Origin of the sequence: uncultured Polaribacter sp. (assembly GCF_947501385.1) — a bacterium.
In the GTDB taxonomy this organism is placed as follows: Bacteria; Bacteroidota; Bacteroidia; order Flavobacteriales; family Flavobacteriaceae; genus Polaribacter.
In genome coordinates, this window is the sequence record NZ_CANMVP010000004.1 from 1 (window position 1) to 12,565 (window position 12,565).

Here is a 12,565-nt window from a genome sequence, read left to right on the forward strand (position 1 = left end):
AACGATTTGTAGGATGGTTGAAGAAAAGCCAGTATATCAAAAATTAATAAAACAGAAGCTAAACGTATAACTCAATTAATTTATACATAAAAATAGATATGGACTATAAAAATTTAGTAATATCAGAAAATGAAACTATTTCTGATGCTTTAGAAAAGTTAAATTTGATTAGAGATGTAAGTAGATTAATTCTTTTTGTATCCAAAGATAATGGAGAAATTATAGGATCGCTTACTGATGGAGATATTAGAAGGTCATTAGCTAAAGATAAAGATTTATTTAAAAAAGTTGGTGAAATTTGCTTTAGAGGTTTCGTTTATAAATATAAAACTGAAGGTTTTATTGAATTACGAAGTATTAGGGAACAAAATATTATAATACTTCCAATTTTAAATAATGATAAAACATTAAATAAAATAATTGATCTTGATAAAATAAAATCTGTTGTTCCTGTTGAGTGTATGATTATGGCAGGCGGAAGAGGGAAGAGATTAAGCCCATTGACAGATTCAATACCAAAGCCTATGCTTACTCTAGGAGAAAAGCCAATTATTGAATATAATATTGATAGGCTTATTGCTTTCGGAATAAAAAAAATATATATATCTGTTAAATATTTAGGAAAACAAATCGAAGATTATTTTGGAGATGGTAGTTCGAAAGGTATTGAAATTGAGTATATATGGGAAGAAAGAGCCTTAGGTACAGCAGGAGCATTGTCTTTAGTGGATAAATTTGAATCTAACCAAGTTCTTTTAATGAACAGTGATTTATTTACTAATGTTAATATTGAAGAAATGTATCTCAAGTTAATAGCTGAAAATGCAGATATGGTTGTTGCTTCTACTGAATACAAAATAGACGTTCCCTATGCAGTTTTTGAAAGTTCAGACTATAGGGTAAATGCTTTTAAAGAAAAGCCAACATATATTTACCATTCAAATGCTGGAGTTTATTTGTTTAATAAAGATTTAATATCTAAAATCCCTAAAAATAAATATTATGATATTACTGATTTGATGGATGAAATAGTCTCTACAGGTGGGAAATTATTACACAATCCAATTCGAGGTTATTGGATTGATATCGGGAAACCAATTGATTATAAAAATGCACAAGAATTTGTAAAACATATTAATAAATGATAGCTTAAAAACATTATATATAATATAAAACAGTTAAATTATCTATAATTGAAACTGAATACTCCTGTATTAATTATTTTAATGAAAATTTTAAATAATATAGGTAAGTTTAAATTTATAGTGTTTAATTTTTTATTATAAAATTTAATTTCTTTTACAACTATTTTAGATATACTTACCATTAAGAAAATAAAATTTGAAGCGAGATATTGAAGAAAGTAAAATACAAAGGCAATAAAAATTTATGAAAAATAAATTCAATTTGAATGTAGATTTTAAAGAATTAATTATTCATTCAAAAAATTATCTAACAGCAGAGTTTATATCTTTGTTAATTGGTTTTATTGCTTTACCATTTTATACTAGATTGCTTAGTCCAGAAGATTTTGGAATTATGTCTGTTTTTGTATCTTTTGTGACATTATTCTCTGTTATTTTAGGGTTAGGAATTAGAGGAGCAATAATTAGATATTATTATGAAGAAAACGATGATTTTTTCGATTTTTTTAATACTAATGTAACATTAAGTTTTTTTGTTTGTGTCATTTTGGTGATTTTATTGTTTTTTTTCAGAGTTTCGGTTCAGGGTTTTTTTGACATACCAATGAAACTAATTTATTTTGGTGTTATTATATCTTTCTTTACAGTTTTTATTCAACTCTACCAAGCATATCTTCAAGCATCAAAGCAAAGTAAATTTTTATCACTCCAAAAAGTTATACAAGTTTTTATTGGAGTAAGCTTTTCTGTAATAATAATGTTTTATTTAGCTGAAGATAAATATTTTGGAAGATCATATGCTATGCTAGCTTCAGTATTAACAATAACAGTAATTATAATATATAATATAAAGAATTTTTTTTCATTTTCATTAAAAAAGAAATATGTAGTTTATTCTCTTTCATTTGGTTTACCAATTTTATTACACCTAATATCTCAAAATGTTCTTACAACTTTTGATCAGGTGATGATTAACAATATATTAGGGGAAAAAGAAGCAGGATTGTATTCTATAGCATACAGAATAGGTATGATTCAAAATATTGTTTGTACTGCAACACTAGCAGCTTGGACACCTATTTTCTATAATAAATTAAATTTAAAAAAATATATGGAAATTAATGTGCTTACCAAAAAGTATGTTTTAATTATGACGTTAGTCTCTTTAATTTTAATTTTATTTTCAAAAGAAATATTATTTATTTTTGCAGATAAAAGTTATCACGAGGCCTTTTCTGTTATACCGTTTGTAGTAATTGGGTATTTTTTCTTTTTCTTATATTCTATTTATGTAGCTTATTCTTTTTATAATAAAAAAACAAAATTTATTTCTATATCTACTATTTTTGTTGGTATTTTAAATATAATATTAAATTATTATCTGATACCTATTTATGGTTATATTGGTGCAGCATGGTCAACCTTGGGATCTTATTTATTATTATTCTTGGTACATTATATTAACTCTAAAATTAAATATAAAGAATACTTAACAATCGAAATTTCTTTTTTTTTGATTCCCTTATTTATTATAATATCAACTTATTATTTGCACGGTTATCTGAATACTTTAAATGTTACTTTTAAGACAAATATTTTATTAAAAATAATTGTCTTAATTTCATTTTCTACGTTTGTGTTTAAAAAATATGCTTTAAAATAAAAAAAGAATAATGAAAATATTAAACTTCATATATCTAATCTTAGATAAGATATCTTGGTTCTATCATAGGCTAAATTATAATATTTATTCTAGTAAATATGATATTCATAAAACTTTCAATTATAACGGGAAGGGTATTTTATTTCACGGAGATGGAGAAATAGTTATAAAGGAAAATTCATATATTGGGAGATATTCATATCTACAAACATCATATTCACAAAAAATTCAAATAGGTAAAAGTGTCTCAATATCTCATTTAGTTTATATTTACACAAAATCTAATATAGCTAATCAAGATTTTAAAACCAAAGGAATCAATAACGAATTTTCTATAAAGAAAGGAAATGTTATTATTGGTAATTATTGTTGGATTGGAGCGAAAGTTTTTATAAATCCAGGAATAGAAATAGGAGAAAACACAGTTGTTGGTGCAAATTCTGTTGTTACACGTAATTTACCACCTAACGCAATTGTTGGAGGGATTCCTGCAAAAGTAATTAGTTTTAAGAGTTATTTAAATGAACAAGAGGTCTATGATTTATCTAAACAATATTACTCTGTGTTAAGTGATTCTTTAAAATTAAACTTAAGTGATAATAAAAAAATAGAAAATTAAGTCTATGATGTCGCATAAACAACTTTTGGAAGAATTTATTTCTTTTGAAGAAGAAAATAATCTATTTGCTTGGAATATAGATTCTATTCCTATTTGGGAGTTGGTTAGAACTATAATTTTCACAGAATTATCTTCCAAATTAGTAAACAAATTTGTTGTTAAAAGAAATGAAAAAAAAGGATTAAGAATTAAGCTTTTCTTTAATATATTATATAATTCAATTTTCCATAATCCTTTTTTTAGCTTTAAAAGAAAAGACATATTAATTTTAAATCATCCTAGAAGAAAATTTAATCAGGGTTTTTTTGAAGACATTTATATTGATAATCTATTACCTAGTTTAAATAATAACTACCTATTATTGGAGGGCTTTGTAAGCCATAATCAGGCTCATTTAAAACCAATTAAGAGAAATAATTTTTTTTATTTAGATTTAATTCAATTTACAAGTAATATTATTAGCAAAAAACAAGGAACAAAATTATCTTTAGGTGATCTAGAGAAAATTAAAACTTTAGAGTGGAAAATATCTAACATTTGGAATGTGCATACAAATACTCTTCAGAATGAAATACCAATATTATTAAAGAAGTGGAAAATAACAAAATTCTTTATAGTAAAATTACTTATCAAATTTAAACCCAAAGTTGTAGTCACTGTAGTTTCATATTCTTTTATCAATCAAGTTTTTAATTATGTTTCTAAACAAAAAAAAATACCAATAGTAGAGTTACAACATGGTACAGTTGGTAAATATCACATAAACTATAATTACAAAAACTATAAAAATCTTACACTTAAGACCTTTCCCGACTTTTTTTTGGCATGGGGAGAAAACTGGGTTAAAAACTCTAGGCTTCCATTATTAGATAAAAATATTATTTCTACAGGTTATCCATATATAGATAATTTTAGAAATGAAATTAAAATTAAAAGAAATTTAAATCAATTAGTATTCATTTCTCAAATTAGAGAAGATATCGCTTATTTTACGCAAGAAGTTGCAAAAATTTTACCAGATTTTAAAATTATATTTAAGGCTCATCCAGCAGAATATTCTTTTGCAAATAGGAAATATAAATCAATATTAATTTCTAAAAATATAGAAATAGTAACTAATGATGAAAAGAATTTATATACTCTTTTTAAAGAAAGTTATGCTATATTTGGAGTTCATTCAACTGCACTAATTGAGGCTTTAGCTTTTTGCCCTAAAATAGGAATTATAAAGCTATCTGGTTGGGAATATTTTGAAAATATAGAGGAAAGTAATAAGATAGTTTTTATTGATAATAAAAAAGATGCTATTGATTATATTTTAAAGAATGATTATAAAGACTCGAAAATTTTAAATAATAATTATTTTGAAAATAACTCAAGAGAAAATATAATTAATTTTTTAAATAAATTTTTATAGTTTATGATGATTTTACTTTCAGTATTAAATATAATTTTATTGTTTTTTTTATTAAATTATGATTACAAGAATAACTTAAAAAATGTTTTTTCACCAGGAGCTATTTTTTTGTATTTTGCTTTTTTGCCAGCTTTTTCAAATTTATATTTCTCACTAAATCCAGATTCATTCAACAAGATAGTTTTAAGTCAAGTGCTTCCAAAATTTAGAGATTTAACTATTGTAAATATAGCTTTGTTGTTTGTTTTTTTAGGTAATCTTGTTACTTATGTTGGTGTTAATCATGGTGTTAATTCAGATAATAAAATTTTTAATATTTTTCTAAATAGAATCTTATTGACTAAATATTACCCAAAAAAACAAAATAGTATTTTTTATCAGAATTTTTTTTTTAAATTTGGTGTTATTGTTTATGTGCTTGGTTTTTTAGTTTATTTGCTATTCGTCCAAAGAATGGGAGGGTTATCTCAGATTTGGAGTGAATTACACTTGAGATCAACTAACAATGCAGGTTTAGGTTATTATCAATCATTTTATATGATGGCTATTCAACTAGGAGGCATGATTATAATGTGGTATTTTAAAATTAAAAAAAGTAAATTATTACTCCCTTTTTTTATTTTAACAATTATTATTGTTGGATCCTTAGGGGCAAGAGGTCCAGTAGTTATTTTTTTGCTTTCAATATTAATAATGAATCATTTTCTTTTTAAAAGAGTAAAAGCACTTTTTAATTTTAAGATTATTCTACTTGTTCTTTTTTTACCTTTTTTTATTGTTGGTATACTTCAGTTTAGGTCGAATTCATTAGAATACTATTTAGACCATACTGATGAATTTGTAGATAATACAATAGATAGTTTTGAAAGTGGTTTTGTAGCTAGAGTTGGAAGATTGGAAAGAGATGTTGTTATTTTATCATATTTCGATGAAAACAATTTTTGGTTTGGGAAATCTTATTTTGGTTTAATTACGGCACCAATTCCAAGAACAATGTTCCCAGATAAATCTCCTGTAGATACTGGAATGTATTTACGAGCTATGGCTCTTGGGGATGTTTTAGAGCCTCCATTACCAGTTCATAGGTTAAGAGGCTCTAGTTGGCCAGAACATAATTGGGTGGGTTACATGAATTTTGGGATCTTTGGTTTTATTATATTCTATTATATCTCTGGTTTATTATTTGGTAAATTTTACAATTTTGTTAGCAAAAAAAAATTTAATGTTTTGGCAACATCCCTATTTTCTATACTAGCAGTTAGTGGGCCTCCAATGTTATCTTCCTTAGGTTTAGTAAGCCTATTGACAAAGTTTTTAATAGTATACTTATTGATTTTTTTTATTCTTATTCCTTTAAAATCAAGAAAATAATTTAATATGAAAGTAATTCACATTATAAATTCTATTGATAAATCTACAGGTGGTCCTGCTAGGAGTGTTACACATCTAATGGAGCAAATTTTAAAACTTTCTAAAAACATACATTTAGATTTAGCAACAAAAAATTCTGAAAAACCCATTATTAAATCCTTTAAATCAAAAAAAAGTAACATTTATTTTTATAAAAATAAATTTAAATTTAAAGAACCTTATGATATTTATCATGCTCATGGAATTTGGCAGAGACCTATACATGAAATGGTTATAGAAGCAAGAAGTGAAAAAAAACCATTTATTATAACAATTAGAGGTATGTTAGAACCTTGGTCTTTAAAGCAAAATAAATTAAAAAAATATTTTGCTTTACAACTATATCAATTTAGGGATTTGAAAAAAGCATCTTGTTTACACGCAACTGCTCAAATGGAGGTTGAGAGTTTGAGGAATTTGGGACTAAAAAACCCTATTGCTATGATACCTAATGGTATAGATTTAGATAAATTCCCAAAAGAAATTCCTGTAAAAAAAATAAAACAAAAGAAAATTTTATTTTTATCGAGGATACACCCTAAAAAAGGTATTGAAAACTTAATAGAAGCATGGAAAGAGTTAGATAAGAGTATAAAGAAAGGTTGGGTTATTGAAATTGTTGGCAATGGAGAACCTAAATACATTCAAAAATTACAAGAATTAATTAGAGAGTCTAAGTTAGAAAACCAAATATTTATTTTATCACCCGTTTTTGGATCTGATAAAATAAAACTATACAGAGAAGCTAGTTTATTTGTTTTACCTACATTTAGTGAAAATTTTGGAGTTGTAATCGCTGAAGCTTTAGCAAGTTATACACCTGTTATAACTACAAAAGGTGCTCCTTGGATAGATTTAGAAAAATATAATTGTGGTTGGTGGATAGATATTGGTGTAAAACCACTGAGAAATACTTTGGAAGAAGCAATGTCTATTAGTGAAAAAACAATTTTAGAAAAGGGTAAAAATGGACGAATGTTAATAGAGCAAAAATATAGTATAGACGCTGTTGCAAGAAAAATGATAACATTATATAATTGGATACTAAAAAAAACTGAAAAACCAGCTTTTGTTGACATATTATGACTAAAGTAAATTTATCTAAATATCAGAATAAATTATCAAAATTAAATCAAATTAAAAGATTAATATGGTCTATTAGTTGGTTTTTATTGGTAAAACCATTGCCTAGAAGTTTATGTAATAGATGGAAAATATTTTTGTTAAGGTTGTTTGGAGCTAAGATTAACAGTAAAGCCGTAATATATTCAACTGTAAAAATATATGCTCCTTGGAATTTAGAGATGAAAGAATTTTCTTGTTTGGCGCCAGAAGTAGATTGTTATAATGTAGATAAAATTATAATAGGAGCGCACTCAACAGTTTCTCAGAAAAGTTATTTATGCTCTGCATCTCATGATGTAACAAAAAGTTCAAATCCATTAATAACAGCTCCAATAATTATTAAAGACCAAGTTTGGATTGGCGCAGATGTTTTTTTAGGAATGGGGGTAACCATAGAACAAGGGGCAGTTGTAGGAGCTAGATCTTCTGTTTATAAGAATATAGCACCATGGACTATTGTTGGAGGTAATCCCGCAAAATTAATCAAAAAAAGAGAAGTAATTGAATAATACAACAACGTCATTAACCGCAATAGTACTAACGTTTAACGAGGAATTACATTTAGAAAGATGTTTAAATTCGTTAAAAGATGTTTGTAAAGAAATAGTAGTTGTAGACTCTTTTTCAAAAGATGAAACAGAAAATATTGCTAAAAAATATGGAGTTAGGTTTTATCAAAATAAGTGGATAAATTATGCAACGCAATTTAATTGGGCAATTAAAAATACAGAGATAAATACAGACTGGGTTATTAGAATAGATGCAGATGAATATATTGATGAAGAATTACAGACTAATATTTTAAATAAATTACCTCACTTTAATAAAGAAGTAATTGGTCTTAGAATTAAACGTATGATGTGTTTTTTTGATAAACCACTTAAAAAAGGAGGAATGTATCCAATTTGGCATCTTAAAATTTGGAGAAACAAAACTGCAATTTGTGAGCAGAGATGGATGGATGAAAGAATGATTTCTATTGTAGATGGTGAAACTGAAAGTTTGAAAGGTAATTTAATTGATAATAATTTTAATAAAATTTCTTGGTGGACACAAAAGCATAATAACTATGCAACAAGAGAAGCAATAGACGTTTTAGATAAAATATATAATTTTACTAATAATAAATTGACAAGTGATAATTTTTTTGGTACTTCCGAGGAAAGAAGAAGGTGGTTAAAAATGAGGTATTTAAAAATGCCATTATTTGTCAGACCTTTTTTGTTTTTCTTCATAAGGTATTTTCTGCAAGGAGGTTTTTTAGAAGGTAAAAGAGGTTTTATTTGGTCTATTTTACAGTGTTTTTGGTATCGATTTTTAGTTGATGTTAAAATATACGAAGCATATAAATATGCAGGCAGGGATAAAGAAAAATTGATAGAATATTTTAATGTAGAATATGGATATAATATTACTAAATTCTCTTAATGTATGAAAATCTCCATAATAACAGTTTGCTACAATAGCGAAAAAACAATTGAGAAAACTTTTAAATCTGTTAGAGATCAAACATATAAAAATATAGAGTATATTGTTGTAGATGGAAATTCTTCTGATAATACTTTAAATCTAATAGCAGATTATAAAGAAATTATTTCAAATCATATTTCAGAGAAAGATAAAGGATTGTATGATGCCATGAACAAAGGAATTGCATTAGCAACAGGTGATGTAGTTGGAATCTTAAACTCTGATGATATTTTTTTTGATGATAATGTTCTAGAAAATGTAGCAAAACTTCATAAAGAAAATGATATTGAAGCTTCTGTTGGTAATATTATACAATTCAATGAAGCAGGAAAAATTGTTAGAAAATATTCGGCAAAAAATTGGAATCCAGAAAAATTAAAAATAGGTTTTATGCCAGCGCATCCAGCAATATTTTTTGATCGAAAACTATTTGAGAAATATGGTAATTACCAATTAGACTTTATTATTGGTGCAGATTACGAATTAATTACTCGTTTTTTCTTAAAACATGATATTACTTGGAAATTCTCTGACATTACTACAACATCAATGTTAATAGGAGGGTTAAGTAGCTCTGGAATTAGTAGTTATAAATTGATTTCAAAAGAGATTAACAAAGCATTATTAAGAAATAATATTAAATTTAGCCCAACAAAAGTAAAGTTAAGAGGATTTTGGAAAATAGTTGGCTTCTTAAATAAAGGATAAGTTTTGGCAGAAAAACCTCATATAATTACAGGAAATAAAGGTTTTGTTGGTAGTAATCTAACACAGTATTTCTTAGAAATAGATAAGCTAGTACTCGGAGTTTCTAGAAACCCTGAGAATGATGAGATAAACTATCTAGATCTTAATTTAGAAATTATAAACAAATCTAGAGGTTTCATACATTTAGCAGGAAAAGCCCACGATTTAAAAAAAACTTCAGAAGACAAAGAGTATTTTGAAATTAATACTGAATTAACAAAAACGCTCTTTAATCAATTTTTGAAGAGTGATAGTGAAGTGTTTATTTATATGAGCTCTGTAAAAGCGGTGGCTGAATTAGTAGAAGGGGAATTGACGGAAAATGTTTTAGCACATCCTGTTACTGCCTACGGTAAATCTAAATTAGCAGCAGAAAATTATATTTTATCTCAAGAAATACCTCAAAATAAGAGAGTATATATTTTAAGACCTTGTATGATACATGGTCCAGAAAATAAAGGTAATTTAAATTTGTTATATAGTTTTGTATCTCAAGGAATACCTTATCCATTTGGGAAATACCAAAATAAAAGATCTTTTGTCTCTGTAGAAAACCTGTGTTTTATTATTAATGAATTGATTGAAAATAACAATATTCAATCAGGTATTTATAATGTAGCTGATAATACATCCTTATCTACAATAGATTTGGTTAAAATTATGGGAGATGTTTTAAATAAACCTACAAAAATCTTAAACCTACCTAAAAGATTTATAAGATTTTTAGCCAAAGTGGGAGATATGATACCCATCCCTATAAATTCAGAAAGACTTCAGAAATTAACAGAAAACTATGAGGTTTCTAATTTAAAAATAAAAGAAGCTATACAAAAAGATTTACCTTTATCAGCTGAAGAAGGTATCAAAAAAACAATAGCTTCATTCTAATTATGGGAAAATACGCATTCGTTTTATTTATTTTAGTTATTGTATCGTACTTGTATTTAAAACTAGCTGTTAAATATAAAATTATTGATAAGCCAAATCAAAGAAGTTCTCATAAAAAAATAACTGTTAGAGGTGGAGGAATCTTGTTTCCTATTGCTATCGCATTATTTTTTTTGTTGAATGATTTTCAATATCCCTATTTTTTTGCAGGTGTTATAGGGATTTCAATCGTTAGTTTTTTAGATGATATCTATACGTTAAGTTCTAAAATTAGATTTCCATTTCAATTGATTGCAATTTATTTAATATTATATCAAATAGGTTTGCCATTTCATCCTGTTTATATGTTCTTTTTATATTTGATAACAGGAATAGGAGTTATCAACATGTTTAATTTTATGGATGGTATCAACGGAATAACAGGCTTATATAGTTTAGCTACAATTTCTGGTTTATATTTGATTAATATTGATGAACAGATTGTAAATCAGGAACTACTAATATATGCAATCCTAGCGATTCTCGTTTTTGGTTTTTATAATTTCAGAAAAAAAGCTGTGTTTTTCGCAGGTGATATTGGTAGTATATCTATTGGAATGCTCATTTTCTTTGTTGGTTTTTACCTAACATATAAATTGAATTCTCCGCTTATTTTACTCTTAGTAATCGTTTATGGAGCTGATGCAGGTAACACTTTGTTGTATCGTACGTTTTTTACACAAGAAAGTATTTTAGATCCTCATCGACACCACATCTACCAAAAATTAGTAGATATCAAAAAAATGTCTCATTTAAAAGTGTCGATCATTTATGCCTGTATTCAGTTAATCATAAATATGATTGTTTATAAGACATATCATTTAGAATTACAACTCCAATTCTTAATTTTAGCAATTTTAGTATCAATTTTCACGTTATTATATATCTTCTTATTTAAGAAATTGAAAGCATGATTTTTAAAATGAAATAGTTAATGGATACAAGAATTTTTCTCTCTAAGTCAATTTCAGATATTTCATTGGAGAATATTACATCTGAAGAAAAAAATGTCTTAGATTTTGAAAAATCTTTAGAAAAATATCTAGGAAAAAAAAACTGTGTTGCTGCTTTAAATTCTGGAACTTCTGCAATACATTTATCTTTAATTTTATCAGGAGTTAGCCACGGAGATGAAGTGCTTTGTCAAAGCTTTACGTATGTTGCATCTGCAAACCCCACCATTTATCAAGGAGCAATCCCAATTTTTATAGATAGCGAAAAAGATACTTGGAATATGTGCCCTAAATATTTGGAAAAAGCCATTTTAGATCGGATTTCTAAAGGGAAAAAACCAAAGGCTATTATTTTTGTACATCTATATGGGATGCCTGCAAAAATTGAAGAAATTTCTTTAATAGCAAAAAAATACAACATAAAACTCATTGAAGATGCAGCAGAAGCATTAGGTTCTGAATTTAAAGGAAAAAAATGTGGTACTTTCGGGGATTATGGCATCATTTCTTTCAATAATAATAAAATTGTGACCACTTTTGGTGGAGGAGTTTTAATCTGCAAAAATGAAGAAGATAAACAAAAAGCAATTTACCTATCTAAGCAAGCAAGAGATAAAGTAGCTCATTATCAGCATTCAGAGATAGGTTACAACTATCGAATAAGTAATGTTTTAGCAGGAATTGGAGTAAAGCAAATGAAATTTTTAGAGAAGCATATCTCACGAAGAAGAAATGTAAATTTTTTTTATAAAAAATTTTTCAAAGAACTAAAAGGTTTCAAGCTGTTAGAAGAATTAAATAAAAATAGATTATCGAACCACTGGTTAAGCTGTGTTGTGATTGATGAAAAATTAACAGGTTTTAATAGAGAAGATTTAAGGATGTTTTTACTGAAAAATAATATAGAATCAAGACCCTTTTGGAAACCAATGCACTTACAACCTGTTTTTAAGGAATTTCCTTTTTATGGAGAAATGATCAGCGAAAATTTATTTAACAATGGACTTTGTTTGCCATCTGGTTCAGATTTAGAAATCACCGATTTGGAAAGAATCACTTCTTCAATCAAGAAATTATTGTAACTTCGCG

12 protein-coding genes are annotated in these 12,565 nt (G+C 26.2%); all 12 read left to right on the forward strand.

Annotated features, from left to right (window positions below; genetic code table 11):
• Positions 1–98: 98 nt before the first annotated feature.
• Complete coding sequence (locus tag Q0998_RS03525; protein WP_299666343.1) at positions 99–1,145, forward strand: nucleotidyltransferase family protein; 1,047 nt, start codon at positions 99–101, stop codon at positions 1,143–1,145.
• A 244-nt stretch (positions 1,146–1,389) separates the two neighbouring features.
• Positions 1,390–2,808, forward strand: coding sequence for a flippase (locus tag Q0998_RS03530; RefSeq protein WP_299666345.1), 1,419 nt, complete (start codon positions 1,390–1,392; stop codon positions 2,806–2,808).
• Positions 2,809–2,818: 10 nt separating this feature from the next.
• Positions 2,819–3,427 carry an acyltransferase gene (locus Q0998_RS03535; protein WP_299666347.1) on the forward strand — a complete coding sequence of 203 codons (609 nt, stop codon included), beginning with the start codon at positions 2,819–2,821 and terminating at the stop codon, positions 3,425–3,427.
• 25 nt (positions 3,428–3,452) lie between these two features.
• Positions 3,453–4,844 (forward strand): hypothetical protein, encoded by a 1,392-nt coding sequence (locus Q0998_RS03540; protein ID WP_299666349.1) that lies wholly within the window; start codon positions 3,453–3,455, stop codon positions 4,842–4,844.
• 39 nt (positions 4,845–4,883) lie between these two features.
• Positions 4,884–6,215 carry an O-antigen polymerase gene (locus tag Q0998_RS03545; protein ID WP_299666351.1) on the forward strand — a complete coding sequence of 444 codons (1,332 nt, stop codon included), beginning with the start codon at positions 4,884–4,886 and terminating at the stop codon, positions 6,213–6,215.
• Between the two features lie 6 nt (positions 6,216–6,221).
• Positions 6,222–7,340 (forward strand): glycosyltransferase, encoded by a 1,119-nt coding sequence (locus tag Q0998_RS03550; RefSeq protein WP_299666354.1) that lies wholly within the window; start codon positions 6,222–6,224, stop codon positions 7,338–7,340.
• Positions 7,337–7,888 (forward strand): putative colanic acid biosynthesis acetyltransferase, encoded by a 552-nt coding sequence (locus tag Q0998_RS03555; RefSeq protein WP_299666357.1) that lies wholly within the window; start codon positions 7,337–7,339, stop codon positions 7,886–7,888. Before Q0998_RS03550 ends, Q0998_RS03555 begins: the two co-directional genes overlap by 4 nt.
• Entirely contained in the window at positions 7,881–8,807 is a 927-nt protein-coding gene (locus Q0998_RS03560) for a glycosyltransferase family 2 protein (protein ID WP_299666360.1), read from the forward strand. The genes Q0998_RS03555 and Q0998_RS03560 overlap by 8 nt, the downstream gene beginning before the upstream one ends.
• A 3-nt stretch (positions 8,808–8,810) precedes the next feature.
• The gene (locus Q0998_RS03565; protein ID WP_299666363.1) at positions 8,811–9,557 is read left to right on the forward strand and encodes a glycosyltransferase family 2 protein; all 747 of its coding nucleotides are present in this window, start codon (positions 8,811–8,813) and stop codon (positions 9,555–9,557) included.
• Positions 9,558–9,560: 3 nt separating this feature from the next.
• A complete protein-coding gene (locus Q0998_RS03570) occupies positions 9,561–10,484 on the forward strand; it encodes an NAD-dependent epimerase/dehydratase family protein (RefSeq protein ID WP_299666365.1) in 924 nt (307 codons plus the stop codon).
• 2 nt (positions 10,485–10,486) lie between these two features.
• The gene (locus Q0998_RS03575; RefSeq protein ID WP_299666368.1) at positions 10,487–11,437 is read left to right on the forward strand and encodes a glycosyltransferase family 4 protein; all 951 of its coding nucleotides are present in this window, start codon (positions 10,487–10,489) and stop codon (positions 11,435–11,437) included.
• A 20-nt stretch (positions 11,438–11,457) separates the two neighbouring features.
• Positions 11,458–12,558, forward strand: coding sequence for a DegT/DnrJ/EryC1/StrS family aminotransferase (locus tag Q0998_RS03580; RefSeq protein ID WP_299666370.1), 1,101 nt, complete (start codon positions 11,458–11,460; stop codon positions 12,556–12,558).
• The last annotated feature ends 7 nt before the right edge of the window (positions 12,559–12,565 follow it).